The organism is Mycobacterium heckeshornense (genome assembly GCF_016592155.1).
GTDB classification, from domain to species: Bacteria; Actinomycetota; Actinomycetes; order Mycobacteriales; family Mycobacteriaceae; genus Mycobacterium; species Mycobacterium heckeshornense.
The window spans coordinates 3,864,150-3,888,397 of record NZ_AP024237.1 but is presented as its reverse complement, the minus strand read 5'-3'; the positions used below and the strand labels follow the sequence as shown (position 1 = coordinate 3,888,397).

Here is a 24,248-nt window from a genome sequence, read left to right as displayed (position 1 = left end):
CAGCGAGAGGTAGGTCATGGCAGCCAACAACGACAACGCAAAACAACAGCAGTTAGGCCACTACCGGGTCAACCGGGCGAGCGGGTATCTGACAACCCAGCAAGGTGTTCGCGTTGATCACACCGACGACGCGCTGACCGCCGGTGAGCGTGGTCCCACGCTGCTGGAGGACTTTCATGCCCGAGAAAAGCTCACGCACTTCGACCACGAGCGCATCCCCGAGCGCGTGGTGCATGCGCGTGGCGCGGGCGCCTACGGCTACTTCGAGCCATACGACGACTCGCTGTCGGAATACACGGTTGCGAAGTTCTTAACCACCCCGGGCAAGCAGACGCCGGTGTTCGTGCGATTCTCCACGGTGGCCGGCTCCCGAGGCTCCGCGGACACCGTTCGCGATGTGCGCGGCTTCGCCACGAAGTTCTACACCGATCAGGGCAACTACGACCTCGTCGGCAACAACATGCCGGTATTTTTTATCCAGGACGGCATCAAGTTCCCCGACTTCGTGCACGCGGTAAAACCCGAGCCGCACAATGAGATTCCGCAAGCGTCCTCAGCGCACGACACGCTGTGGGACTTCGTGTCGCTGCAGGACGAGACCCTGCACATGATCATGTGGCTGATGTCGGACCGGGCGCTGCCGCGCAGCTACCGGATGATGCAGGGCTTTGGGGTGCACACCTTCCGCCTCGTCAACGCCCGCGGCGAAGGCACGTTCGTCAAGTTCCACTGGAAACCGCGCCTGGGCGTGCATTCGCTGATCTGGGACGAATGCCAGAAGATCGCTGGCAAGGACCCCGACTACAACCGCCGCGACCTGTGGGAGGCCATCGAGGCCGGCCAGTATCCGGAATACGAGCTCGGTGTGCAGCTGATACCCGAGCGTGACGAGTTCTCTTTCCAGTTCGACCTGCTCGATGCGACGAAAATCATTCCCGAAGAACAGGTTCCGGTGCGTCCGGTGGGCAAGATGGTGCTCGACCGTAACCCGGACAACTTTTTCGCCGAAACCGAACAAGTGGCGTTTCACACCGCCAACGTGGTGCCTGGCATCGACTTCACCAACGACCCGTTGCTGCAGTTCCGCAACTTCTCCTATCTCGACACGCAGCTGATCCGGCTGGGCGGCCCCAACTTTGCCCAGCTGCCCGTCAACCGGCCGGTCGTCGACGTTCGCAACAACCAGCACGACGGCTATGGCCAGATCGCCATTCCGCAAGGCAAAGCCAGCTACTTCAAGAACTCGTTGGGCGGCGGCTGCCCCGCTCTGGCCGACGAAGATGTGTTTCGGCACTACACCGAAAAGATTGACGGCCACAAAATTCGCCAGCGCGCCAAGAGCTTTCAGGACCACTACAGCCAGGCCCGCATGTTCTGGAAGAGCATGTCGGCCGTGGAGGCCGAACACATCGTGGCCGCGTTCGCTTTTGAGCTGGGCAAGGTGCAGGTTCGCGAAATCCGCGCCCGCGTGGTCGACCAACTGAACCTGGTCGACCACGACCTGGCCGCGCGGGTGGCCGTAAAGCTTGGTTTGCCGGTGCCCGACGAGCAGCCTGTGGACGACAAGATGCCGGCCTCGCCGGCGCTTTCGCAGCTGAACACCGCAGCCGAGGGCATCCAAACCCGCAAAATCGCGGTCCTGGCCGCCAACGGTGTCGACGTGCGTGGCACGGACCGGCTGCTGCGGGCGATGCGGCAACGCGGCGCCGTTCCCGAGGTGCTGGCTCCGGTCGGCGGCGGCAGTTTGGCCGGCGGCGCGGGCGGTGACCTGGCCGTCGACCGCGCGATCACCACCGTGGCGTCGGTGCTGTATGACGCGGTGATCGTGCCGTGCGGACCCGAGTCGGTGGCGGCGCTCTCCGACGACGGGTACGCGGTGAATTTCGTCACCGAGGCCTATAAGCATCTCAAGCCGGTCGGGGCGTTCGGCACGGGAATCGAGCTGTTGCGCAAAGCCGGGGTTGCCGAGCAGCTAGCTGATGGACCCGACGTGGTGTCGTCGCTGGGGGTGGTGTCGACGACGGCGGCCGAAGACAGCATGCCGGATGAGTTCTTCGACGCCTTCGCCTCCGCACTGGCCAAGCACCGCGCTTGGGATCGCGATACCGCGATGGTCCCCGCGTGATCGCGGTCAAGTTCTGCGGCGTCGTCGCGGTGCCGTTGCAGTGGCGATCGGCGCTGGCCGGTATCGAATTCGTCGTCGAACAAGATTGTGGCACAGTGTCATCGAAGCCGACGCCGTTGCCAACTTAAACCGCGGGCTCGCCGACGACCAGGGACGCGAGGTCGCGGGTACGCCCCTGACAGCCGGTCGTCACCCGAATTCCACACCTTGGGCCAGCGGTAACTGGGACGAGTAGTTGACGGTGTTGGTGGCGCGGCGCATGTAGGCCTTCCACGCGTCGGACCCGGATTCTCGTCCGCCGCCGGTCTGCTTCTCGCCGCCGAACGCGCCGCCGATCTCCGCGCCCGAGGTGCCGATGTTGACGTTGGCGATACCGCAGTCGGATCCGTCGATGAAACGCTCGGCCTCCCGGATGTCGGTCGTGAAGATCGCTGAAGAAAGTCCCTGTGGTACAGCGTTGTTCAGCGCAATGGCGTCGTCGAGGTCGTCGTAGGTCAGCACGTAGAGGATTGGCGCGAACGTCTCGGCTGCCACGATCGCGGTCTGCGACGGCATCCGCACCAGCGCCGGTGCGACGTAATAGGCACTCTCCGGCCCGATATGGCGGCGTTCACCGCCGACGACCTCGCCGCCGTCGGCGCGCGCGTGTTCGAGCGCCTTGACCATCTCGCGATAGGCCTTCTCACCGATCAGCGGACCGACCAGCGTGCCGTCAACCGAGGGGTCGCCGATCTGCAGCTGCCGGTAGGCGGCGGTGATGCGTTCCACCACCTCGTCGGCTATCGAGCGGTGCACGATCAACCGGCGCAACGTCGTACAACGTTGCCCGGTGGTGCCGGCGGCGGCGAACACGATGGCACGCACAGCCAGCTCCAGATCGGCCGACGGCGTGACGATCGCAGCGTTGTTGCCGCCCAACTCCAGCAGCGTGCGGCCGAACCGTCGCGCCACCCGCGGACCAACCTGCTGGCCCATCCGCACCGAGCCGGTCGCCGACACCAACGCGACCCGGTCGTCGTCGACCAGCTGTTCGCCGACGTCGGGGCCGCCCAGCAGCAGCCCGCTCACCGCGGGCGGCGCACCGACATCCGCGCCGGCCCGTGCGACCAGCGCCTGGCAGGCCAGCGCGGTCAGCGGGGTCAGCTCAGACGGCTTCCACACCACGGTGTCGCCGCACACCAGTGCCACCGCAACATTCCACGCCCACACCGCGACCGGGAAGTTGAACGCGGTGAGCACCCCGACCACGCCGAGCGGATGCCAGGTCTCCATGAGCCGATGCCCCGGCCGCTCGGAGGCGATGGTGCGGCCGTAGAGCTGACGGGACAAGCCGACGGCGAACTGGCAGATGTCGATCATCTCCTGCACCTCGCCCAGCGCCTCGGAGGTGATCTTGCCGACCTCGAGTGTGACCAGCCTGGCAAGGTCGGATTTGTGCGCGCTAAGTAGTTGGCCCAGCCGGGCCACCAATGCGCCGCGTACCGGTGCGGGCGTGGTGCGCCACGTCGAAAAGGCTTGTGCTGCAGCAGCGATCGCCTGATCGACCTGGGTGGGCGTGGTCGGCGCCACAGTGAATAGCACCTCGCCGGTCACCGGTGTGCGCGCTGGCAGCCCGTGCCTGCCCGGCTCCCCGAGCGTGATATCGGCGCCGATAGCATCGAGTGCCCGGCGCACCCGGGCGCGTAACTGCTCGGTGCTCGGCGGTTTCATGCGGCCCCCTCCCGGGCATGTGCTTCATATAGTGCGTATGGGTCATGGATTGGCCGGTCGATCGCCCCGGCCAGCCATTCCAGGCTGTATTCCGAATCGTCGGCGACTTGGGCGGCCTCGGCGTCGCCGTCCAGATTCGACCGAAAGATCCCAGCGGCTGAGGCCGGCAAGAAGTCTTCGTAGACAACGGGTTTCGACGGATCACCGCAGCGGTAGTAGGCCAGTCCCTGGGCCGCCATTTCGGCGTCTGTCGACGGGAAATAGTCCTGCCACACCCGTGCCGGATCCACCGCTGCCATCGCCGCGTCATAGCGTTGCCGCCCTTTGGGCGTCAGCGCCACACCGCGCGCCTCCACCTCACCGAACCGCACCCGCAGGGTTTCTTTTCTGACCGTCCCGTCGGCCATGCGGAACAGGCGTGGCTCGGCAAGCGCGCGAAACGAAGTCTGCCGCAACAGCACAGCGGGACCGTCGGTGCGGGGCGGTCCCTGGATGGCATCGATCATGGAGATGCCGCGAGCAGTCATCCGCCGATACAGCTCGTCGATGTCGAGCACCCGCGGGGTCAGATGGTTGACGTGGGTGGAGCTGACGCCCGCGATGTCAGCGGCCACCCCGGACACCTGCGAGAGCTCGTCATACCACGCACGGTCGATCGGCTCGCGCGACAGCGCGAACGCGGCAACCGCCCGACCGACGAACTCGTCGGCCTCGTCGGCGTCACACCAGCCGTCCGCAGCGATCGCCCGGGCCCGGGCGATCAATGCCGGGTCGAACAATTGGCGCTGCGCCAGGAAGGCCTCGACGCGGCGGCGCAGGCCGGCGCCGAAGAACCGCCGATCGCGCGTCGCCAGCATGGACGTGAACACCCGAAACGGGTTGCGTGCCAACTCGTCGGCATCGATGGGACGAAAAGCGGTGGAGATCACGGGAATCGGCGATGCCGCGGTGCGCAGATCGTAGTAACCGACGGGGACCATGCCGAACGCCGCGAACAGGTCGGCGACCGCGGCCAATTCGGCGGGACTGCCCACCCGGATCGCGCCGTGCCGCTCCGCGGTGACCCGCGCCAAAGAACCGAGCCGTTCGGCGTGCGGGTGGTGTGCCAGGCAGTCACGGTTGACCTGCGCGCTCACCTCGACCAGCGTCGTGTACGCGGGAACCTCGGCGGCATACATCGCAGACAGTGCAGCGGCGAATTTGGCCCGCAGCTGCCAGGTTTCCAACTTTTTCGCACGACTCATCGGGCCTCGCCGCTGCGATACTCTCCGGCCATGAGTGAGACGCTCGACGACATCGACCGGACTCTGGTGCGCCGGCTTGTCGCCAACGGACGCGCGACCCTCGCCGAGCTGGCCGCCAGTGCCGGGCTGTCGGTATCGGCGGTGCAATCCCGGGTGCGCCGGCTGGAGTCCCGCGGCGTGGTGATCGGGTATTCGGCGCGGATCAATCCCGAGGCGGTGGGCAACATGCTGTCGGCGTTCGTGGCCATCACCCCTCTCGATCCCTCTCAACCCGATGATGCGCCGGCCAGGCTCGAGCACATCGCCGAAATCGAGTCCTGTCATTCGGTGGCCGGGGAGGAAAGCTACATCCTGTTGGTGCGCGTGGGGTCCGCGCGGGCGCTTGAGGATCTGCTCCAGCGGATCCGGACGACGGCGAACGTCCGGACCCGGAGCACGATCATTTTACGGACGTTTTACAGTGGACGCGAGTTCGTGCCGTAATATTTACGCTATCTAGCCAGCTATCATCGAGTTGTGACTGTTCTGGCGCGTACCGGTCAGCCTCTTGCACCCGACCGCGTTCACGAGGTGCTGGCTCGCAGCATCCTGGTCGACGGCTTCGATTTCGTGCTGGACTTGCGCCGCTCCGCCGGCTCGTATCTGGTCGACGCCCGCGACGGACGGCGCTATCTCGACATGTTCAGCTTCGTTGCGTCGTCGGCGCTGGGCATGAACCATCCGGCGCTGGCCGACGACGAGGTGTTCCGTGCCGAACTGGTCGAGGCCGCGCTGAACAAGCCCAGCAATTCCGAGGTGTACTCGGTGCCAATGGCCCGCTTCGTCGAGACGTTCAACCGGGTCCTGGGCGATCCGGCGCTGCCGCACTTGTTCTTCATCGAGGGCGGTGCACTCGCGGTCGAGAACGCGCTCAAGGTCGCGTTCGACTGGAAGAGCCGACACAACCAGGCCCGCGGCGTCGACCCGGCGCTGGGCACTCGGGTGCTGCACCTGCGGGGGGCGTTCCACGGCCGCAGCGGCTACACGCTGTCGTTGACCAATACGGAACCGGTCAACGTCGCCCGCTTCCCGAAGTTCGCATGGCCGCGGATTGACGCGCCGTTCATTCGCCCCGGCGCCGATATGGACGCGCTGGAAGCCGAATCCCTGCGCCAGGCCCGGGCAGCGTTCGAGGCGCACCCGCACGACATCGCGTGCTTTATCGCCGAACCGATCCAGGGCGAAGGCGGCGACCGGCATTTTCGGCCGCAGTTTTTCGCGGCGATGCGCAAGCTGTGCGACGAATACGACGCGTTGCTGATTTTCGATGAAGTCCAGACAGGTTGCGGGCTGACCGGAACTGCCTGGGCCTACCAGCAATTCGGCGTTGTCCCTGATGTGGTGGCGTTCGGCAAGAAGACGCAGGTGTGCGGGGTAATGGCCGGGCGGCGTGTCGACGAGATCGCCGATAACGTGTTCAGCGTGCCCGGGCGGCTCAACTCGACATGGGGCGGCAACCTCGTCGACATGGTTCGGGCGCGGCGCATCCTGGAAGTCATCGAGGCTGACGGCCTGATCGAGCGCGCCGCCGAGCAAGGCCGCTACCTGCGGACCCGGCTCGACGAGCTGGCCGCCGAGTTTCCCGGGCTGGTCCTCGACGTCCGCGGTCGCGGGCTGATGTGCGCGTTCAGCCTGCCGACCACCGCCGACCGCGACGAGCTGATCCGACGGCTGTGGCAACGCAGGGTGATCGTCTTGCCCAGCGGTTGCGACAGTGTGCGGTTCCGCCCGGCGCTGACGGTGTCGCGTGCGGAGATCGACGAGGCGGCCATGGCCGTGCGCCATGCGGTGAAGGATCTCGCATGAGCCGGCCGGGGTCGGTTTAGCTGCGCTAACCGACGGGTATCCGATGCCTGCTCTGAGCGGTCAGGGTCGGCAGGCGTCGGTGCCGGTGTAACTGATGCGCCGGATCAGACGATGGACTAAGAGCAACCCGCGCAGGATAGTGATCGACCATGCAAAACCCGCGTCAGCATTCACGGGGCGACCACCTCGGCCATGAGGACAGGGAGGTCCAGGCCGCGGTGCGATTCGCGGTCCTGGCCGCGGCGGCCGGCATCGGGTTTCTTGTCGTGGCGGCGCTGTGGGTCAGCACCTGTAAGGGTGCGATGGCCGTCGACTCGGTGGCCTGCGGGGCGCCGCAGCGGGCGCTGCTGGCGTTCGGCGCGCCCGCCATTTTGTTGGCGGCAGGCGTCTGGGCTTTTGTTCGCACCTACCGTGTGTGGCGCGATCGCGGCACCTGGTGGGGATGGCAGGGCGCCGGCTGGTTTTTGCTGATGCTGATGTTGCTGACGCTGACGATGGGTGCACCGCCGATCGCCGGGCCGGCACTTGGCGGCTGAATCAGCCGACGTGCTGGCCCGCCCGGCTACCGGGGTGTGCGGCACGCCATTGCTCGTCGATCCGGATCACCCGGCGACGCTCCAAGATGAGCCACAGCGCTCCGTTGATGGTTCCCAGCGCGGCGACGAGACCAGTGGTGGCCAGCCACTCGTAATGCCCATACGCGGCGGCGGCCACAGTGCTGACCACCCCGAATATCGCGACGACCAGCAAGATGTGCCCGGGCCAAAACAGGTTGTCCTTCATCGTGATCCCGGCATGCGGCTGGGTGGTCCGGAAGTAATCCGTCGGATCGTGATGCCTATCTCCCACTACCTCTCCCTCCTTCGTCGGGCGAGATAACAGTGCGATGCGCTACGGCAAATGCTACTCACCGGTCAGGCCACGTCGGCGGACAAGAACTTCGGGCAGCAAAATCGCTCCCAGCGTCGTCACCAGCCACACCACCAGCGTCGCCGCAATCCAGGATGCCCCGCCGCAGATGCTGAACCCGTGGGTAAACACTGAGGCGAGACTCAACGCGATGAGAGTCAATGCCAGACCGACGCCGCCCAGGAGCAACGACCCATACGCGCGCGGCAACTTGAAGATCCACCACGACAGAATCGCCTGCGCGATCGAAAACACCGCTACGGCAACGACGAATCCTGACGCCGACAACGACACGTTCGGAACCACCCACGCCGCTACCAGCAGTCCTGTTCCCCACGCTCCCGTAAGCACCACCGCCCGCAGCAGGACTCGGCCCATCGCGATGTTCATGACAGTCAAGCGTAGGTCGCAACACAGCTGCACGGCGGGAGTCAGCAGTATGAACGCAGAAGGTCCAACCGCCTGCGGCGGTCGGACCTTCGGCAGCTGTGGTAGCTAGCCGCTACTGCTCGCGCTGTTGACTGCTCTTCTGACGCTGCTCTTCGATTTTGGCTTCGGCGCGCGCCTTTTCGGCTTCGGCTTCCTTGCGGGCTGCCTCGCGTTGGGCCCTGGCCTTGTCTTGCTGAGCCCGGCCCTCGCGAGCCATATCGCTGCGGCCGGCCACGGTGCCGAGGACTTCCTTGCCCAGGCCTTTGACGGCCTCAACGACGCCGCGGACCGCCTCGCCGAGACCACTCTTGTCGGTCATCTCTCTCCTTTGCTTGCCCAAATGTGTTCAGCCGTCCGCCCTTTGCTTGAGCGGGAGTTTCTCAATCGAGCATCAGGAGCGGCGTGCGCACCTGGATCCCCGGCTCCGCACGGGTTTCCCTCGCAGGAAACCGGCAAACCCGCGGGCTCCCGCTTACTCCCGGTACTCTTCGTCGTCTTCGGGGACTTCCTGCAGCTGTTCTTGCCAATCGGGTGGGTTCGCCTCCATCGGCGCGTCCGCCGGGTCGACGGCGGCGGGCTGTGGCGCGGTGTCTTGGTTCTGTTCGACGGCGTCAGCGACCGGGATCTCGTCGCAACGATCGCGGTCGGGCATCCCTGTCACCTACCCGTGCGCGGGTCCGCTGAAACCAGCACCCGGACATCCCTGATTACAGATGACGGTGAGCGGGTATGGACTGTGCACGATGATCAGTTCGCAGGCGGTCAGCTCTGTCGCGATACCGTGGTTACCCCATCATCGGCGACAAGATCACGAACGCGATGACATAGACGCTCCCGGCAACCAGGATCAACACCACCAGCGTGGTGACCGCGATCAATGCGACGCGCCCGAATCGGCGGGTGCGGGCCCGGTCGGTGGTATCAGCCTCGCCCATGAGGGCGGATTACCCGGAGGTGGTCATGACTAACCGGCTCGACAGCGGGGATAATCTCGGTCACACACTGCTGGGAGACCACATGACCGATGCCGAAGCCCGTGGTGAAAAGCAGCAACGAGGCGACCGCGCCGTCGAGCTCCGGGTCGCCGCGCGGCTGGAGAACCTGGCGGTTCTGCGCACCCTCGTCGGCGCGGTCGGCACATTTGAAGACCTTGATTTCGACGCGGTGGCCGATCTGCGGCTGGCGGTCGACGAGGTGTGTACCAGGCTGATCCGCTCAGCCACACCGGACGCGACATTGGTGCTGGTGGTCGACCCGCGAGACGACGAGCTGGTGGTGGAGGCGTCGGCGACCTGCCAGACCTACGACGTGCTGACACCCGGCAGCTTCAGCTGGCACGTGCTGACGTCGCTTACCGACGGCGTTCAGACTTTCCGCGACGGCAGCCAGCCCGAGGGCCCCGGCGTGTTCGGGATCAAGCTGACCGCGCGACGGGCAGGCTCCGCCAGGTGACAGCGCGAGCTGTCGGCAATTCTGGCTCACGACCGAACGAGTATGCCGACGTTCCGGACATGTTCCGCGAGCTGGCTGGCCTCCTGCCCGACTCGCCGGAATTCCAGCGGCAGCGCGACAAGATTGTGGAGCGTTGCCTGCCGCTGGCCGACCACATTGCCCGCCGGTTCGAGGGCCGCGGCGAACCGCGCGACGACCTCGTGCAGGTGGCCCGGGTCGGGCTCGTCAACGCGGTCGTCCGCTTCGACGTCGACGCCGGCTCGGACTTCGTCTCGTTCGCGGTGCCCACGATTATGGGGGAGGTCCGGCGGCACTTTCGTGACAACAGCTGGTCGGTCAAGGTGCCGCGGCGTCTGAAAGAACTGCACCTGCGGCTCGGCACGGCTACCGCCGACTTGTCGCAACGGCTCGGCCGCGCGCCCACCGCTACCGAGCTCGCCGACGAACTCGACATGGACCGCACCGAGATCGTCGAGGGACTGGTTGCCGGTAGTTCCTACAATACGTTGTCGATCGATAGCGGCGGCAACAACGCCGACGAAGACGCCCGCGCTATCGCCGACACTCTCGGCGACGTGGACGCCGGTCTGGAGCGGATTGAAAACCGTGAGGCGCTACGTCCGCTGCTGGATGCGCTGCCGGAGCGCGAACGAACGGTATTGGTGCTCAGGTTTTTCGAGTCAATGACACAGACGCAAATCGCCGAGCGCGTCGGCATCTCGCAGATGCATGTGTCGCGCCTGCTGGCGAAGTCCTTAGCGCGATTGCGAGATCAGCTGGAGTAGGCGGTGCGGCTCGTCCGCAGGGTTCAGCAGCGCTTCCGCCGAGTCCACGATCGGCAGCGCGTGTTCGGGGTCGCAGATCCGCAACAACCGAGACACCGCGTGGCTGGGCACGACCGCCCACCGCACATCAGCGCCGGCACACCACACGTTGGTCGTGTGCAGCGCCGAAAAGCCCGCTGTTCCAAAGAAATGCACGCCTCTGAGATCCAATATCAACCATTTGGCGACGGCGGCGCACTGCTGCGCGTACTCCGCGAGGCGGCCGGCATTGGCGGCATCGAGCTCGCCGTGCACGGCGACCACGGCGGCCGACGGGCCGCAATGGGCGGTGAAACGTGCGGTGCGACTTTCCCGGGGCCGGCACGCGGGGTCCACGCCCAAGGCTGCGCCCGCCAATCCGGCGGTTCTCACGACAGACATCGTGGCTCCATCAGTCGACGAGAATTCGTCCTGTGGATCACGTCAAACAGAAGATGCCCTTACGGCAGGGAGTTGGCCCCTGCACGCCGTTGACGTTGTCCGGGCGGCTGTGACCTCAACCTGTTGAAAACCCTACCCGGGTGCCGCGCGACCGACAACGGCGCTGGCCCGGCGGTCTGGTGTGTCGCGGTTACTTGATCTCGGCCAGTACCGTGCCCTGGGTGATCGCGGCCCCGGCCTCGACGGCCAGACCGGTGATGGTGCCGTCTTTGTGCGCGGTGACCGGGTTTTCCATCTTCATCGCCTCCAGCACCACGACCAGGTCGCCGGCGGTGACCTCCTGGCCCTCTTCGACGGCGACCTTGACCACGGTGCCCTGCATGGGGGCGGTCACCGCGTCACCAGAGGCCGCCGCGCCCGCCAGCGCGCCGCGTTTTCGGGGCTTGGGTTTGCGCCGAATAACACCGGCTTGGTCGGGACCGGCGCCGTTGGACAGCGCCAGATCCGCGGGCAGCGACACCTCGAGCCGGCGGCCGCCGACCTCGACGACCACCTTCTGGCGTGGGCGCGCGTCTTCCTCGTCGAGCGGTTCGCCGCCGCTGAACGGCTCGATGGTGTTGTTCCACTCGGTTTCGATCCAGCGGGTGTGCACCGAAAAGCCGTTCTCGTCCCCGATGAACGCCGGGTCGCGCACGATCGCCCGGTGGAACGGGATCACCGTGGCCAGGCCCTCGACCTCGAACTCGTCGAGCGCGCGGCGGGCCCGGGCCAGCGCTTCGGCGCGGTTGGCCCCGTACACGATCAGCTTGGCCAGCATGGAGTCGAACTGCCCGCCGATAACCGAGCCGGTCTCCACCCCCGAATCCAGCCTCACACCCGGCCCCGACGGCGGGTGGAACTTGGTTACCGGCCCCGGCGCGGGCAGGAAGTTGCGCCCGGCGTCTTCGCCGTTGATGCGGAACTCGAAGGCATGCCCGCGCGGCACCGGATCCTCGGTGATGTCGAGCTTGTCGCCGTTGGCGATCTTGAACTGCTGCAATACCAGGTCGATGCCGGCGGTCTCCTCGGTGACCGGGTGCTCGACCTGCAGCCGGGTGTTGACCTCCAGGAACGAGATCAGCCCGTCTTGACCGACGAGGAACTCGACGGTGCCGGCGCCGTGATAGTGGGCTTCTCGGCAGATGCGTTTGGCCGCCTGGTGAATCTCCTTGCGTTGCGCGTCGGTCAGGAAGGGCGCTGGGGCCTCCTCGACCAGCTTTTGGTAGCGGCGCTGCAGCGAGCAGTCCCGCAGTCCGGCCACCACCACGTTGCCGTGCATGTCGGCGAGCACCTGGGCCTCGACGTGGCGCGGCTTGTCCAGGTAGCGCTCCACGAAGCACTCGCCGCGGCCGAACGCCGCGACGGCTTCGCGGACCGCGGAGTCGTACAGCTCGGGAATTTCCTCGATGGTGCGGGCTACCTTCAGGCCCTTGCCGCCGCCGCCAAACGCGGCCTTGATCGCGATCGGCACCCCGTGCTCCCGGGCGAAGGCCACCACCTCGTCGGCGTCTTTGACCGGGTCGGGGGTACCGGGCACCAGCGGAGCCTGCGCGCGGGCGGCGATGTGGCGGGCGGTGACCTTGTCGCCGAGGTCGCGGATCGACTGCGGGCTGGGCCCGATCCAGATCAGCCCCGCGTCGATGACGGCCTGCGCGAAATCGGCGTTCTCGCTCAAGAACCCGTAGCCGGGGTGGATCGCGTTGGCGCCGGACTTCTCGGCGGCGTCGAGCAATTTACCGAAGTCCAGGTAGGATTCCGCCGACGTCTGTCCACCCAGCGCAAAGGCCTCGTCGGCCAGCCGTACGTGCGGTGCGTCGGCGTCGGGCTCGGCGTACACCGCCACGCTCGGCAGGCCCGCGTCGCGGGCCGCGCGGATCACCCGGACCGCGATCTCCCCACGATTTGCGACCAGGACCTTGGCGATCCGCGAGCTGGCGTGACTGGGCACTGCGCCTCCTGCGTCTCTAAGAGAATTTCTTACAAGTTTGTCAGGGGGAGTTTAACCGCGGTTCCGCGCCGGGCTGGCCAGTCCCCCATCCGACTCGCGGAGCCGACGTTTGATACGGGCCAACATGGCCGCCATCCCGCGCAGCCGCAGCGGGCTGACCAGTGCCGCCAGACCCAGGTCGTCATAGAAATCTTCCGGCACGGCCAGAATGTCGGCCGCGGGTTGTTCGTCGAGGCCGGCGGCCAAGATCGAGGCGAACCCGCGGGTGGTGGGCGCTTCGGCCGGGGCGGAGAAATGCAGCCGCACCCGCTGCGGATCGCTGGCGTCGACGTGCATGAACAGTGGGGACTGGCACTCGGGCACCGGTTCCATCGCCGCCTCTTCCAACTCGGCTGGCAGCGGCGGCAATTCGTCGGCGAATTCCAGCAAAAGCCTCAGCTTGTCCTGGCCCTGGACTTCGGCGAAGTCGGACACCACCTCGGCCAGCGGCGCGGGCAGGCTCATCGGGCAGGTACTTCTCCCGGCTCGTCGCCGGCAACGATGGGCACCCGCACGGTGTTGCCCCACTCCGTCCACGACCCGTCGTAGTTGCGCACGCCGGGGATGCCCAACAAATGGGTCAGCACGAACCAGGTGTGGCTGGAGCGCTCACCGATGCGGCAGTAGACGATCGTCTTGTCGTCGGGCTTGATGAAGCCGTAGAGCTTGTCGAGTTCGTCGCGGCTGCGGAACCGCCCGGTTTCGTCGGCCGCCTTGCCCCACGGGATGTGCACCGCGGTGGGGATGTGACCCGCCCGCAGCGCACCTTCTTCGGGGTAGTCGGGCATGTGGGTGCGCTTGCCGGTGTACTCCTCCGGTGAGCGCACGTCGATCAGCGGCTGCGCGCCCAGGGAGGCCAGGACGTCTTCTTTGAACGCGCGGATCGGACCGTCGTTGCGCTGCACCACCGGATAGCCGGTCGAGGTCTTGTTCGGCACGTCCAGCGTGGTCTCGCGGCCCTCGGCCAGCCATAGATCGCGTCCGCCGTTGAGCAGCCGGACATCCGGGTGGCCGAACAACGTGAACACCCACAGCGCATAGGCCGCCCACCAGTTGCTCTTGTCGCCGTAGATCACCACGGTGTCGTCGCGGGCGATGCCCTTGCGGTTCATCAGGTCGGCGAACTGCTCACCGTTGATGTAGTCGCGCACCCGCGGGTCATTAAGGTCGGTGTGCCAGTCGACTTTGACCGCGCCGGGAATATGGCCGACGTCGTAGAGCAGGACGTCTTCGTCGGATTCGACGATGGCAAGCCCGGGTCTGCCCAGGTTGGCGGCCAGCCAGTCGGTGGTGACCAGGCGTTCAGGGTGGGCGTAGCCGGCGAGGGTTGGGCTGGGATCTTCTGGCAGCGGCACACCTCGAGCCTACAGCGGATTGGCCTCCCACAACGCGGCCACCGAGACGCCGACACGCTGCAACAGAACACGCGTCAGCGGCAAACTCAAGCCGATCACATTGGACGGGTCGCCGTCGACCCCGTCGACGAACCAGCCACCCAGACCGTCGATGGTGAATCCGCCGGCCACCTGCAGCGGTTCGCCGCTGTCGACGTAGGCGGCCACGTCTTCCGGTGTGGGCATGCCGAAATGTACTGTGGTCGTGGCTGCTTCGTCGGCCCGCCCATCCGTCTCGCCGTCGACCAGCCGCAGCACCGCGTGCCCGGTGTAGAGCCGCCCGGACCGGCCACCGATGGCCTGCCACTGCCGGCGCGCCTCGTCGGCCGAGCCGGGTTTGCCGCACAACCGGCCGTCGATGTGCAGCATCGAATCACAGCCGATCACAACGCAATCCGCGGCGAGCGCGCTATGCAGACCGTTCGCGACCCGCTCGGCTTTGGCGCGGGCCAGCGCGCAGACGACCTGTGCGGGTGAGGCGTTCGGGCCGAGTTCGGCGGTGAGCGCATCCTCGTCGACGCCGGATACGCGGATCAGTGGCTCGACGCCGGCCTGGCGTAATACTTTGAGCCGGCCCGGTGAGGCTGACCCGAGCACCAGGCGGGTCATCGCCGCATATGGATCCGTTCCAGCAGGGTGACGCGTTGCCAGCTGAAAACCGGGTAGCGCAACTTGTCGACCGGGTGTCCCCACATGTTGCGTTCGGGCTGTGTCGGCTCGGCCGGGCCGCCACCTATGCTGCCCAGCACGGCGATCAGCGCGGCCAACTCTTCGTCGGTGGGATTGCCCTTGGAAATCTCGATGTGGGGCTGGTGCCCGTCGTGCGCCTGGGTGTTCACAGCGGAATGTTCCCGTGCTTCTTGGGCGGCAGCTGGGCGATCTTGCGTTCCAGCAGCCGCAGGGCGGTCGCGATGTAGCCGCGGGTGTGCGACGGCGGGATCACCGCGTCGACGTAGCCGCGCTCGGCGGCGATGTAGGGGTTGACCAAGGTGTCCTCGTAGTCCTGCTGCAGCTGCAGCCGCAGCGCGTCAACATCCTCGCCCTTTTTCGCCGCCTCGGCGAGCTGCTGACGGTAGACGAAACCGACCGCCCCGGAGGCACCCATCACCGCGATCTGCGCCGTCGGCCAGGCGACGGCGACGTCGGCGCCCATGTCCTTGGACCCCATCACGCAGTAGGCACCGCCGTAGGCCTTGCGGGTGATCACCGTGACCTTGGGGACCGTGGCCTCACCGTAGGCGTAGAGCAGCTTGGCGCCGCGACGGATGATGCCGTTGTATTCCTGGTTAGTGCCCGGCAAGTAACCCGGCACGTCGACCAGCATGACGATCGGGATGTTGAAGCAGTCGCAGGTCCTGATGAAACGGGCCGCCTTCTCCGAGGCGTTGATGTCCAGGCAGCCGGCGAATTGCGTGGGCTGGTTGGCGACGATGCCGACGGGGCGGCCATCGATGCGGCCGAACCCGACGACGATGTTCTGCGCGTATCCCGCTTGTATTTCGAGGAACTCGTCCTCGTCGAGGATCCGGGTGATCACCTCGTGCATGTCGTAGGGCTGGTTCGGCGAATCGGGAATCAGCGTGTCGAGTTCGAGGTCCTCGGCGGTGAGGTTGTCATCGATGGCGCCCTCGGGAACCGGCGCCGAAAACCGCGGGGGATCCGCGTAATTGTTGGGCGGCAGGTAGCTCAACAGTTCCCGAACCCAGTCGAACGCGTCCTGCTCGCCGGATGCGACGTAGTGCGCCGTCCCGGACTTGGCCATGTGGGTGTGGGCGCCGCCGAGCTCCTCCATCGTGACGTCCTCGCCGGTGACGGTCTTGATGACGTCCGGGCCCGTGATGAACATCTGGCTGGTCTGGTCGACCATGACCACGAAATCGGTCAGGGCGGGGGAGTAGACGTGCCCGCCCGCGGCGGCGCCCATGATCAGCGAGATCTGCGGGATCGCACCCGAGGCCATGATGTTGTTGTAGAAAATCCGGCTGTAGAGGCCCAGCGAGACCACACCCTCCTGGATGCGTGCCCCAGCCCCGTCGTTGATGCCGATCAGCGGGCGCCCGGTCTTGATCGCCAGGTTTTGCACCTTGACGATCTTTTCGCCGTAGACCTCGCCGAGGCTGCCGCCGAACACGGTGGCGTCCTGGCTGAAGATGCACACGTCACGGCCGTCGATCGTGCCGTAGCCGGTGACCACACCGTCACCGAGTGGGCGCTTGGCGTCCAGCCCGAAGTTGGTGCTGCGGTGCCGGGCCAAGGCGTCCAACTCGACGAACGACCCCTCGTCCAGCAGCGCGTAGATGCGCTCGCGGGCGGTCAGCTTGCCCTTGGCGTGCACCTTGTCCACGGCCTCGACACCGACCGGGTGCAGGGTCTCCTCGAGGCGCGTGCGCAGCTGCGCCAGCTTGCCCGCGGTGGTGTGGATGTCGACCGTGTGCTCGGCGGCGGGTTCGGCGTGGTGATCGGTAACGCTCGTCATGGCTGTCGAGCTTAGCGGCTGGCATAGGCTGGGCTGCGATGGAGCATGACCTGCTCAGGCCGCCGTTGGATGCGGCGGTGCTGCGCGACGGGCTGGTCGGGCCCGGACTGGGGTGGCGCCGACTCGACGTCGTCGAACAAACCGGGTCGACCAACGCCGATCTGCTGGCCCGCGCGGCGACCGGCGAGGACATCGACGGGTGTGTGTTGCTGGCCGAGTACCAGAACGCCGGGCGCGGACGTCATGGCCGGCGCTGGTCGGCGCCACCCCGCGCGCAGATCGCGATGTCGGTCGGGGTGAACGGCGCGTCGGTGGCCCGATCGGCGTGGGGCTGGCTGCCGCTGGCGACGGGGGTGGCGGTCGTCGACGCGCTGGCCGCGGCGGCCGGCGTGTCAGCCGGCCTGAAATGGCCGAACGACGTGCTGGTGAACGACGGCAAGCTGGCCGGGATCCTGACCGAAGTCGCCGCCCCGGCGCCGGTGATCGTGATCGGGCTGGGGTTGAACGTGACGTTGACCGCCGAGGAAGCACCGGATCCGGCTGCCACGTCGCTGCTCATGCTGGGGTCGTCGATGACCGACCGAAACGCGTTGGTGCACAGGATACTTCGGGAATTGATTGCGCGCATCGAAGCCTGGCGCACCGCGGCCGGGGCCGACCCGGGGCTGGTGGCCGACTACCAACGCCACAGCGTGACGCTGGGGCGCTGCGTGCAGGCCACCCTGCCCGGTGACCGTGAAGTGGTCGGCGTCGCCCAGGGCGTCGACGAGATGGGCCGGCTGCAGGTGGACACCGGCGCTCAGACGGTGTCGATCTCGGCCGGCGACATCACCCACCTGCGGGCTGCGCGCTGATGCGCTACCCCGACAACGTGCTGGCCGACGGCGAGCAGGTGGTGCTGCACCGCCATCCCCACTGGAAGCGCCTGGTCGGTGCGGTCACCGTGCTCCTCCTGGCGACCGGTCTGGCGTCGTTCGTCGCCGGATTCGTCAACACCAGGCCCTGGGACCCGAGCGCCAAGAACGTCATCTTCGGGGTCATCTGGGCGATCTGGCTGGTGATGGTCGGCTGGCTCGCTGTATGGCCGTTCTTGGCTTGGCTGACAACACATTTCGTCATCACTGACCGACGGGTGATGTTTCGGCACGGGGTGTTGGCGGGCAGCGGAATCGACATCCCGCTGGCCCGGATCTTTCACGTGGAGTTCCGGCACGGCATCGTCGACCGGATGCTGCGCGCGGGCACGCTGATCATCGAGTCGGTGTCACAAGATCCGTTGGAGTTCTACGACATTCCGCGCGTGCGACAGGTCCACGCGCTGCTGTGTCACGAAGTTTTCGACACGCTCGGATCCGACGAGTCGCCCAGCTGAGCGAACCGGCTGCGGCGGGACCGCCACCCCCGCAGCAGCGTGACCGTGCCGCCCTCTTCGATGTTGTCCTCGAAGACCTCGGCGATGCCGCCTGCGGTCAGCGCCGATTCCAGCGCCCCCTCCGGGATGCGGCCGAACTCGTCGGGGAACACCCACCGGCGAAATGCCCAGAACCGGAACGCCATCTGCAGCAGGTTGCCGATGATGTAGGCCGAGATGAAGTCGGCGATGTTCTCCACCGTCAGCGACACGTGCGGCACCCGCAGCTGCAGGATGTAGCTGGAGAACCACAGCGGCGCCATGGACAGCAGCACCCCCACCCCGCTGAAGGCGAAAAACAGCAACGCCTCGTGGTGGCGTTCACGGCCGCCGCGGTGCCGGAAGCTCCACTCGCGGTTGAGGATGTACGACGCGATGACCGCGACGATGCCCGCGATGACCTTGGCGGTCACCGGCTTGGGTTCGAGGATGGTCAGCTTCAGCGTGTAAAAGATCGCCGAGTCGATGACGAACGTGGTGGCCCCGACGATGACGAACTTGATCAGTTCGTGATGGCGTTCGACGTAGGACCGGACCACCCGCGGCAACCGCACGATCGTGGCATCGGCAAAGGACACAGTGTCGCAGTCTACGTATTACGGGTCGCCGGCGCGCCGCGGCGGTGCCAGCGCCGCTAAACACCGCGCTCAGCCGGTCGTGACACCATGATTGGCGTGCCCGGTACGCCCATCGCCGCACCGCTGGTCGCCATGGTTGGTGGCGGTCAGCTGGCCCGAATGACCCATCAGGCCGCGATCGCCCTGGGCCAGACCCTGCGGGTGCTGGCCGCCGCGCCCGACGATCCCGCTGCTCAGGTCAGCCCGGACGTGGTCGTCGGTTCCCACACCAACCTTGACGATCTGCGCCGGGTGGCACTCGGCGCGGACGTTGTGACCTTCGACCACGAGCACGTCCCCAACGAGCTGCTGGAGAAACTGGTCGCTGAGGGCGTCAACGTCGCGCCGCCGCCGCAGGCCCTGGTCCACGCGCAGGACAAGCTCGTCATGCGGGAGCGGCTTGCCGCGCTGGATGCGCCGGTGCCGCGGTTCGCAGGTGTCAGCCGGCTCGACGAGCTGGACAGGGTCGACGCGTTCGCCGGTCGCGTCGGCGGCCCGATTGTGGTCAAGGCGGTCCGCGGCGGGTATGACGGCCGTGGGGTGCGGATGGCCCGCGATGTGGCTCAGGCCCGGGAGGCCGCGGACAAATTTTTGGCCAGCGGCGTGCCGGTGCTGGTCGAGGAGCGGGTCGAGATGCGCCGCGAACTGGCCGCGTTGGTGGCGCGCTCGCCGTTCGGCCAGGGCGCGGCGTGGCCGGTGGTGCAGACCGTGCAGCGCGATGGCATCTGCGTCGAGGTGATCGCGCCGGCGCCGGGACTTGACGACGACGTCGGCGCCGAGGCCCAGCAGCTGGCGCTGCGGCTGGCGGCCGAGCTCGGTGTCGTCGGAGTGCTGGCGGTCGAGCTGTTCGAAACGACTGACGGCCGGTTGCTGGTCAACGAACTGGCGATGCGCCCGCACAACTCCGGGCACTGGACCATGGACGGGGCTCGCACCAGCCAGTTCGAGCAGCATCTGCGCGCGGTGCTGGACTATCCGCTCGGCGACACCGGTGCCACCGTGCCGGTGACGGTGATGGCCAACGTGTTGGGCGCCCCGCGCACGCCGACGATGACGGTCGACGAGCGGCTGCATCACCTGTTCGCCCGGATGCCGGAAGCCCGGGTTCACCTTTACGGCAAGGGCGAGCGGCCGGGCCGCAAGATCGGGCACGTCAACTTCCTTGGCTCCGACGACGCCGAGGTGGCGAATCTGCGTGAGCGCGCGGCTCTGGCCGCACACTGGTTGTCACACGGTCAGTGGACCGACGGATGGGAGCCACATGGCTAGCAAGGCCCGCGTCGGGGTGATCATGGGCAGCGACAGCGACTGGTCGGTGATGTCCGACGCCGCCGCTGCGCTCGACGAGTTCGATGTCGCGTTCGAGGTCGGCGTGGTATCTGCGCACCGCACGCCCGGGCTGATGCTCGACTACGCGCGGGGGGCCGCCGACCGCGGGATCGAGGTGATCATTGCCGGCGCGGGTGGTGCGGCCCACCTGCCGGGAATGGTGGCCTCGGCGACACCCTTGCCGGTGATCGGGGTTCCGGTGCCACTGGCCCGGCTGGGCGGCCTCGATTCGCTGCTGTCGATCGTGCAGATGCCCGCCGGGGTTCCGGTGGCAACGGTATCCATCGGTGGTGCCCGCAACGCGGGCCTACTGGCGGTGCGGATTCTCGGGTCGTCCGATCCCGCGTTGCGGGCGCGGATCGTGGCCTTTCAGGAGCAGTTGGCGGAGAGCGTGCGCGCTAAGGATGCCGACCTGAAAAGCCGGCGCGGTAAAGTTACCGGTCAGTAGCCCAGCGACGATCGGCCTGGGCGTCGGCCCGAGGTGAAGCCGGGCACTCAAGCACAGCGCAAGGAGGCACAATGGCTCGCTGGGCCGGAAATCCGTCGTTCGACCTGTTCCAACTGCCCGAGGAGCACCAAGAACTGCGGGCCGCGATCCGCGCGCTGGCGGAAAAGGAGATCGCCCCCCATGCCGCCGACGTGGACGAGCGGTCCCGGTTTCCCGAGGAGGCGCTGGCTGCACTGAATGCGGCAGGCTTCAACGCCGTGCATGTGCCGGAGGAGTACGGCGGGCAGGGCGCGGACTCGGTGGCCACCTGCATCGTGATCGAAGAAGTGGCTCGCGTCGACGCGTCGGCTTCGCTGATCCCGGCCGTCAACAAGCTGGGCACCATGGGGCTGATCCTGCGGGGTTCGGAAGAGCTGAAGAAGCAGGTTCTGCCGTCGCTGGCCAAGGACGGGGCGATGGCGTCCTACGCATTAAGCGAGCGGGAAGCCGGCAGCGACGCGGCATCGATGCGGACCCGCGCCAAAGCCGACGGGGACACCTGGATCCTTAACGGAACCAAGTGCTGGATCACCAACGGCGGCAGATCAACCTGGTACACGGTGATGGCCGTGACCGATCCGGACAAGGGCGCCAACGGTATTTCGGCCTTCATGGTGCATAAGGACGACGAAGGCTTCTCCGTTGGGCCCAAGGAGAAGAAAATGGGCATCAAGGGCTCACCGACTACCGAGCTGTACTTCGAGAACTGCCGCATCCCGGGCGATCGGATCATCGGTGAACCCGGTACCGGGTTCAAGACCGCACTGCAGACCCTTGATCACACCCGCCCCACGGTCGGCGCGCAGGCCGTCGGCATCGCTCAGGGCGCGTTGGATGCCACGATCGCGTACACCAAGGACCGCAAGCAGTTCGGCAAGTCGATCTCCGAGTTCCAGGGTGTGCAATTCGAGATCGCCGACATGGCGATGAAAATCGAAGCGGCCCGGCTGATGGTCTATAGCGCGGCCGCCCGCGCCGAACGCGGCGAGCCAAATCTTGGATTCATCTCCGCCGCCGCGAAGTGCTTCGCCTCCGACACCGCCATGGACGTGACGGAGTCAGCCGTGCAGCTCTTCGGTGGTGCCGGCTACACCACTGACTTCCCAGTCGAACGCTTTATGCGCGACGCCAAGATCACCCAGATCTACGAGGGCACCAACCAGATTCAGCGGGTGGTGATGTCACGGCACGTGCTGCGGTGAGCGTCACGGCACGCGGGAAGCATGTTGGGGCGCACCGACAACCGGGCATTGGGATCCACGCCTTGCCGATTACGTCGCGCGATGGATTGGACCTGTCGCGAACGCTGCGGAGATTTCCGCCACCCAGGCGTCCTGCCCAGCCTGTCCGCTGTTTGGGGGACGTAAGAATCATCCGAGACAAGTGGCTGGTCGGGGGATGCGCCGGCAGCGCCGCACACGGGATAGTCCAGCTGTGCCGACATCACGCCGCATGCTCACCCCACTGAGCGGTCCAGCAGAAACGAGATTATCGCCGTTTGCCACCCTCAAACAGCGAACGCCGCTGCCAAGGAATTCCCAGGCGAGAGCCATCGAAAGATTGCGCATCCAGCCGCTGGGTATGTGGACGATTGGGGCGGTGGTGTTTACTGTCGCTGCCGGTTACCGAAGTGCTCTGGCCGTGGCGGGCGACGATGCCGCGAGCCGATTTGGTGTCAGCGCAACACAACTGGCAAGCTTTGTCACACTGCAAGTTATCGTTTATCTGGTTCTGCTTGTGCCCGCAGGCGCGTTGATCGATCGATTCGGCCCGAAATGCATCCTTTGTTGCGGTCTCGCAACGATGTCGGTGGCACAGTTGTTTTTCGCAGTTACTCATTCGTTTCCGTGTGCCTTGGCCACCCGCGGACTCTTTAGCGCTGGTGACGTGGTGATCTCCAGCAGCGTGCTGCGCCTGATCGCGTCGTGGTTTCCGGGGAAACGGAATGCGTTGATGAGCCAGATGGCAACCGCCGTGGGCATCGGGTTCGGAAGTGTACTGGGTGCGGCCCCACTTTCCACCGCCTTGAGGACATTCGGTTGGAGCGCAACGTTTTTCGGAACCGCGATGATTGGCGCTTCGTTGATCGTTGTGGTGCTGACGGCGTTACGCGACCATCCTTTCGATGATGCGCGCGCCGGCCGGTCATGGCAGCAGCGAAGCGCTGACGTCACTGTCGGTAATTGCAATGCGATGCGGCGGCTTTCAGCGCTGCGGGAGGCCTGGCGGGAACCGGGCACGCGGCTGGGCTTCTGGGTGCATTTCACTTGCCGTTTTCCGGCCAATGCCTTCTTGCTGCTTTGGGGCTTCCCATTCCTCACCCGCGGTGAAAGGTTTACCGCGGCCACGGCGCTGCATCTGCTGACGATCGTCGCCGTTTCCAGAGTCGTCCTGGGTCCGGTGATTGGACATTCGATCAGCCGTTCTGGGCGAGCACGGCTACTGATTGCGTTGGGGATTCCCATGGCAAACCTGCTCACGTGGTCGGCGACTCTCGCCTGGCCCGGGCAGGCACCTCTTTGGCTCGTCGCGGTTCTCGCCGTCGTGCTCGGCGCTGGCGACCCTGGAGCATTGATAGGGATGGAGCATGCCAGACTCCACAACCCGGACCACAGACTCGGTGCGGCGCTAAGCACGGTCAACACGGGCGGCGCTTGCGCTACCGCGATTGCAGTGCTCGGTGTCGGTTACCTCGTCGATGCCCTCGAGCCAGCCACAGCCGACACGACTACCGCCTTCCGTGTCGCGTTTGTGCTCTACCTGCCCATGCTGAGCGTCGGCCTGTGGAAGGTGATTCGCTGGCATCGCGCACTGCATCGAGCGCGTTCGACCTGTCGGCATCCTGCCCGGCGGCGGCGACCAATTACAGTTCCTTGCTCTCTGCGCCGCAACCACCACAACGTGACCGCCTCAGCGAAACCATCGCCTCACGGGAGCCACCGCGAGCTCAGTTTGGGTGCTTTGAGGTCGGCCCACAGGCCTTTCAGCGGGGTCGACGAGATGAGCCGCTCAGCATCAGCGGAGGCGCCGGCTGCCAGTGAGGTCTGCGCAACTGGGTCGGCGTCAAGAACGCCGTGATCAACATGCACTGCTTTGCACACGATCGTCGAGCTGGGCTATGAAAACGCCCCAGTTGGTCCGCTGATGTTTCCCGGCGTCTTGCCGATTGTCGACAAAATCGCCGCTGCGTTTCCTCGATGACACCGCGGCCAGGCTGTCGCGTGCCGGCCCGGATCGGTTGTCTCGGTCGATTTTCGAACTAACTTCACCGCACCCAACGCCGCAACGAAGGCCAGGTATTGATCCAACAAGTGGATAGCCCTGCGTGATCGCGGCCAACTCGGTCCCGCGGTGGTGCCGGACATGAACTGATGGACGGGATCGCTTCGCCCGGTGGTCGACCAGCCAAAGCTAGGTCGAAGGGCCACAGATCACTGGCAGATAGACACAAAACGCTTGCCATGACGATGATCTATGCCCGCATCGCCGGCAGGACCGTCGCCGACGAGTACATCGCTGTCACCGAAAAGTCGTAGCGCCTTTTAACACGCCCCCGCATTCGGCAGCGATGAGGAAGGCGCCGAAGATA

28 protein-coding genes are annotated in these 24,248 nt (G+C 66.3%); 13 read left to right on the top strand and 15 right to left on the bottom strand.

All coding sequences use genetic code 11. The annotated features are described in order from the left end of the window. Positions 1-16: 16 nt before the first annotated feature. Both MHEC_RS18755 and MHEC_RS24735 read left to right on the top strand, forming a co-directional pair. Positions 17-2,125 carry a catalase gene (locus MHEC_RS18755; protein ID WP_048891867.1) on the top strand — a complete coding sequence of 703 codons (2,109 nt, stop codon included), beginning with the start codon at positions 17-19 and terminating at the stop codon, positions 2,123-2,125. Continuing rightward, the gene (locus tag MHEC_RS24735) at positions 2,122-2,253 is read left to right on the top strand and encodes a hypothetical protein (RefSeq protein WP_264016405.1); all 132 of its coding nucleotides are present in this window, start codon (positions 2,122-2,124) and stop codon (positions 2,251-2,253) included. Before MHEC_RS18755 ends, MHEC_RS24735 begins: the two co-directional genes overlap by 4 nt. Positions 2,254-2,314: 61 nt before the next feature. Here the strand turns inward: MHEC_RS24735 and amaB are convergent, their stop codons facing one another. Together amaB and hglS are read right to left on the bottom strand one after the other, a co-directional pair. Further along, positions 2,315-3,835, bottom strand: coding sequence for an L-piperidine-6-carboxylate dehydrogenase (amaB, locus tag MHEC_RS18750; RefSeq protein WP_048891868.1), 1,521 nt, complete (start codon positions 3,833-3,835; stop codon positions 2,315-2,317). Beyond that, positions 3,832-5,079 carry a 2-oxoadipate dioxygenase/decarboxylase gene (gene hglS, locus MHEC_RS18745; protein WP_048891869.1) on the bottom strand — a complete coding sequence of 416 codons (1,248 nt, stop codon included), beginning with the start codon at positions 5,077-5,079 and terminating at the stop codon, positions 3,832-3,834. The genes amaB and hglS overlap by 4 nt, the downstream gene beginning before the upstream one ends. 30 nt (positions 5,080-5,109) lie before the next feature. Between hglS and MHEC_RS18740 the strand changes: the two genes are divergently transcribed. The 3 genes from MHEC_RS18740 to MHEC_RS18730 all read left to right on the top strand — a co-directional run bounded on the left by MHEC_RS18740 (position 5,110) and on the right by MHEC_RS18730 (position 7,460). Continuing rightward, complete coding sequence (locus MHEC_RS18740) at positions 5,110-5,562, top strand: Lrp/AsnC family transcriptional regulator (RefSeq protein ID WP_048891870.1); 453 nt, start codon at positions 5,110-5,112, stop codon at positions 5,560-5,562. Positions 5,563-5,595: 33 nt separating this feature from the next. Then, complete coding sequence (gene lat / locus MHEC_RS18735; RefSeq protein WP_048891871.1) at positions 5,596-6,924, top strand: L-lysine 6-transaminase; 1,329 nt, start codon at positions 5,596-5,598, stop codon at positions 6,922-6,924. 149 nt (positions 6,925-7,073) lie between these two features. Then, entirely contained in the window at positions 7,074-7,460 is a 387-nt protein-coding gene (locus MHEC_RS18730) for a hypothetical protein (protein WP_048891872.1), read from the top strand. A 1-nt stretch (position 7,461) separates the two neighbouring features. Here MHEC_RS18730 and usfY read toward each other — a convergent pair whose 3' ends face one another. The 5 genes from usfY to MHEC_RS18705 all read right to left on the bottom strand — a co-directional run bounded on the left by usfY (position 7,462) and on the right by MHEC_RS18705 (position 9,197). Beyond that, positions 7,462-7,773, bottom strand: coding sequence for a protein UsfY (gene usfY, locus MHEC_RS18725; protein WP_048891873.1), 312 nt, complete (start codon positions 7,771-7,773; stop codon positions 7,462-7,464). 54 nt (positions 7,774-7,827) lie between these two features. Continuing rightward, positions 7,828-8,211 (bottom strand): hypothetical protein, encoded by a 384-nt coding sequence (locus MHEC_RS18720; RefSeq protein ID WP_048891903.1) that lies wholly within the window; start codon positions 8,209-8,211, stop codon positions 7,828-7,830. A 124-nt stretch (positions 8,212-8,335) separates the two neighbouring features. After that, positions 8,336-8,581 (bottom strand): microaggregate-binding protein 1, encoded by a 246-nt coding sequence (gene mbp1 / locus MHEC_RS18715; protein WP_048891874.1) that lies wholly within the window; start codon positions 8,579-8,581, stop codon positions 8,336-8,338. 153 nt (positions 8,582-8,734) lie between these two features. Further along, on the bottom strand, positions 8,735-8,914 hold the full coding sequence (locus MHEC_RS18710) for a hypothetical protein (RefSeq protein WP_048891875.1): 180 nt from the start codon (positions 8,912-8,914) through the stop codon (positions 8,735-8,737). A gap of 133 nt (positions 8,915-9,047) precedes the next feature. After that, positions 9,048-9,197, bottom strand: coding sequence for a hypothetical protein (locus tag MHEC_RS18705; protein WP_162838786.1), 150 nt, complete (start codon positions 9,195-9,197; stop codon positions 9,048-9,050). Between the two features lie 82 nt (positions 9,198-9,279). On the opposite strand from MHEC_RS18705, the gene MHEC_RS18700 reads away from it, so the two are divergent. Together MHEC_RS18700 and MHEC_RS18695 are read left to right on the top strand one after the other, a co-directional pair. Further along, positions 9,280-9,714, top strand: coding sequence for an ATP-binding protein (locus tag MHEC_RS18700; protein ID WP_048891904.1), 435 nt, complete (start codon positions 9,280-9,282; stop codon positions 9,712-9,714). Further along, complete coding sequence (locus MHEC_RS18695; protein WP_048891876.1) at positions 9,711-10,499, top strand: RNA polymerase sigma factor SigF; 789 nt, start codon at positions 9,711-9,713, stop codon at positions 10,497-10,499. The genes MHEC_RS18700 and MHEC_RS18695 overlap by 4 nt, the downstream gene beginning before the upstream one ends. Here MHEC_RS18695 and MHEC_RS18690 read toward each other — a convergent pair. From MHEC_RS18690 to MHEC_RS18660, 7 genes are all read right to left on the bottom strand, one after another. Further along, the gene (locus MHEC_RS18690; RefSeq protein WP_142358663.1) at positions 10,470-10,919 is read right to left on the bottom strand and encodes an STAS domain-containing protein; all 450 of its coding nucleotides are present in this window, start codon (positions 10,917-10,919) and stop codon (positions 10,470-10,472) included. The genes MHEC_RS18695 and MHEC_RS18690 overlap by 30 nt on opposite strands. 190 nt (positions 10,920-11,109) lie before the next feature. Then, on the bottom strand, positions 11,110-12,906 hold the full coding sequence (locus MHEC_RS18685; RefSeq protein ID WP_048891877.1) for an acetyl/propionyl/methylcrotonyl-CoA carboxylase subunit alpha: 1,797 nt from the start codon (positions 12,904-12,906) through the stop codon (positions 11,110-11,112). A 51-nt stretch (positions 12,907-12,957) separates the two neighbouring features. Continuing rightward, the gene (locus tag MHEC_RS18680; RefSeq protein WP_048891878.1) at positions 12,958-13,410 is read right to left on the bottom strand and encodes a SufE family protein; all 453 of its coding nucleotides are present in this window, start codon (positions 13,408-13,410) and stop codon (positions 12,958-12,960) included. Continuing rightward, positions 13,407-14,300: a sulfurtransferase gene (locus MHEC_RS18675; protein WP_048891879.1), complete on the bottom strand. Its 894-nt coding sequence runs from the start codon at positions 14,298-14,300 to the stop codon at positions 13,407-13,409. The genes MHEC_RS18680 and MHEC_RS18675 overlap by 4 nt, the downstream gene beginning before the upstream one ends. A gap of 9 nt (positions 14,301-14,309) precedes the next feature. Next, positions 14,310-14,948, bottom strand: coding sequence for a Maf family protein (locus MHEC_RS18670; RefSeq protein ID WP_048891880.1), 639 nt, complete (start codon positions 14,946-14,948; stop codon positions 14,310-14,312). Further along, positions 14,945-15,178 carry an acyl-CoA carboxylase subunit epsilon gene (locus MHEC_RS18665; protein ID WP_048891881.1) on the bottom strand — a complete coding sequence of 78 codons (234 nt, stop codon included), beginning with the start codon at positions 15,176-15,178 and terminating at the stop codon, positions 14,945-14,947. The genes MHEC_RS18670 and MHEC_RS18665 overlap by 4 nt, the downstream gene beginning before the upstream one ends. Beyond that, positions 15,175-16,815, bottom strand: coding sequence for an acyl-CoA carboxylase subunit beta (locus MHEC_RS18660; protein ID WP_048891882.1), 1,641 nt, complete (start codon positions 16,813-16,815; stop codon positions 15,175-15,177). The genes MHEC_RS18665 and MHEC_RS18660 overlap by 4 nt, the downstream gene beginning before the upstream one ends. Positions 16,816-16,853: 38 nt before the next feature. Here MHEC_RS18660 and MHEC_RS18655 point away from each other — a divergent pair, with 38 nt between their 5' ends. Both MHEC_RS18655 and MHEC_RS18650 read left to right on the top strand, forming a co-directional pair. After that, positions 16,854-17,669 (top strand): biotin--[acetyl-CoA-carboxylase] ligase, encoded by an 816-nt coding sequence (locus tag MHEC_RS18655; protein ID WP_048891883.1) that lies wholly within the window; start codon positions 16,854-16,856, stop codon positions 17,667-17,669. Continuing rightward, entirely contained in the window at positions 17,669-18,187 is a 519-nt protein-coding gene (locus MHEC_RS18650; protein ID WP_048891884.1) for a PH domain-containing protein, read from the top strand. Before MHEC_RS18655 ends, MHEC_RS18650 begins: the two co-directional genes overlap by 1 nt. Here the strand turns inward: MHEC_RS18650 and MHEC_RS18645 are convergent. Next, positions 18,142-18,804 (bottom strand): GtrA family protein, encoded by a 663-nt coding sequence (locus MHEC_RS18645; RefSeq protein WP_048891885.1) that lies wholly within the window; start codon positions 18,802-18,804, stop codon positions 18,142-18,144. The two genes, MHEC_RS18650 and MHEC_RS18645, sit on opposite strands and share 46 nt — an antisense overlap. A gap of 87 nt (positions 18,805-18,891) precedes the next feature. Here MHEC_RS18645 and MHEC_RS18640 point away from each other — a divergent pair, with 87 nt between their 5' ends. From MHEC_RS18640 to MHEC_RS18625, 4 genes are all read left to right on the top strand, one after another. Further along, positions 18,892-20,112, top strand: a complete 1,221-nt coding sequence (locus MHEC_RS18640; protein ID WP_071700164.1) for a 5-(carboxyamino)imidazole ribonucleotide synthase — start codon at positions 18,892-18,894, stop codon at positions 20,110-20,112. Beyond that, on the top strand, positions 20,105-20,620 hold the full coding sequence (gene purE, locus MHEC_RS18635) for a 5-(carboxyamino)imidazole ribonucleotide mutase (RefSeq protein WP_048891886.1): 516 nt from the start codon (positions 20,105-20,107) through the stop codon (positions 20,618-20,620). Before MHEC_RS18640 ends, purE begins: the two co-directional genes overlap by 8 nt. A gap of 71 nt (positions 20,621-20,691) precedes the next feature. Beyond that, positions 20,692-21,861, top strand: coding sequence for an acyl-CoA dehydrogenase (locus tag MHEC_RS18630; protein ID WP_048891887.1), 1,170 nt, complete (start codon positions 20,692-20,694; stop codon positions 21,859-21,861). Between the two features lie 232 nt (positions 21,862-22,093). Then, positions 22,094-23,737: an MFS transporter gene (locus MHEC_RS18625; protein WP_172442146.1), complete on the top strand. Its 1,644-nt coding sequence runs from the start codon at positions 22,094-22,096 to the stop codon at positions 23,735-23,737. Positions 23,738-24,248: the final 511 nt, after the last annotated feature.

Bases quoted from the DNA above. Each gene is read 5' to 3' on its own strand.
- MHEC_RS18710 (WP_048891875.1), bottom strand. From the start codon at position 8,914: ATGCCCGACCGCGATCGTTGCGACGAGATCCCGGTCGCTGACGCCGTC.
- MHEC_RS18755 (WP_048891867.1), top strand. From the start codon at position 17: ATGGCAGCCAACAACGACAACGCAAAACAACAGCAGTTAGGCCACTAC.
- MHEC_RS18690 (WP_142358663.1), bottom strand. From the start codon at position 10,919: ATGTCTGTCGTGAGAACCGCCGGATTGGCGGGCGCAGCCTTGGGCGTG.
- MHEC_RS18720 (WP_048891903.1), bottom strand. From the start codon at position 8,211: ATGGGCCGAGTCCTGCTGCGGGCGGTGGTGCTTACGGGAGCGTGGGGA.
- MHEC_RS18655 (WP_048891883.1), top strand. From the start codon at position 16,854: ATGGAGCATGACCTGCTCAGGCCGCCGTTGGATGCGGCGGTGCTGCGC.
- MHEC_RS18740 (WP_048891870.1), top strand. From the start codon at position 5,110: ATGAGTGAGACGCTCGACGACATCGACCGGACTCTGGTGCGCCGGCTT.
- MHEC_RS18730 (WP_048891872.1), top strand. From the start codon at position 7,074: ATGCAAAACCCGCGTCAGCATTCACGGGGCGACCACCTCGGCCATGAG.
- MHEC_RS18650 (WP_048891884.1), top strand. From the start codon at position 17,669: ATGCGCTACCCCGACAACGTGCTGGCCGACGGCGAGCAGGTGGTGCTG.
- purE (WP_048891886.1), top strand. From the start codon at position 20,105: ATGGCTAGCAAGGCCCGCGTCGGGGTGATCATGGGCAGCGACAGCGAC.
- hglS (WP_048891869.1), bottom strand. From the start codon at position 5,079: ATGAGTCGTGCGAAAAAGTTGGAAACCTGGCAGCTGCGGGCCAAATTC.
- MHEC_RS18670 (WP_048891880.1), bottom strand. From the start codon at position 14,948: ATGACCCGCCTGGTGCTCGGGTCAGCCTCACCGGGCCGGCTCAAAGTA.
- MHEC_RS18700 (WP_048891904.1), top strand. From the start codon at position 9,280: ATGACCGATGCCGAAGCCCGTGGTGAAAAGCAGCAACGAGGCGACCGC.
- MHEC_RS18630 (WP_048891887.1), top strand. From the start codon at position 20,692: ATGGCTCGCTGGGCCGGAAATCCGTCGTTCGACCTGTTCCAACTGCCC.
- MHEC_RS18660 (WP_048891882.1), bottom strand. From the start codon at position 16,815: ATGACGAGCGTTACCGATCACCACGCCGAACCCGCCGCCGAGCACACG.
- amaB (WP_048891868.1), bottom strand. From the start codon at position 3,835: ATGAAACCGCCGAGCACCGAGCAGTTACGCGCCCGGGTGCGCCGGGCA.
- MHEC_RS18680 (WP_048891878.1), bottom strand. From the start codon at position 13,410: ATGAGCCTGCCCGCGCCGCTGGCCGAGGTGGTGTCCGACTTCGCCGAA.
- mbp1 (WP_048891874.1), bottom strand. From the start codon at position 8,581: ATGACCGACAAGAGTGGTCTCGGCGAGGCGGTCCGCGGCGTCGTTGAG.
- MHEC_RS18705 (WP_162838786.1), bottom strand. From the start codon at position 9,197: ATGGGCGAGGCTGATACCACCGACCGGGCCCGCACCCGCCGATTCGGG.
- MHEC_RS18640 (WP_071700164.1), top strand. From the start codon at position 18,892: ATGATTGGCGTGCCCGGTACGCCCATCGCCGCACCGCTGGTCGCCATG.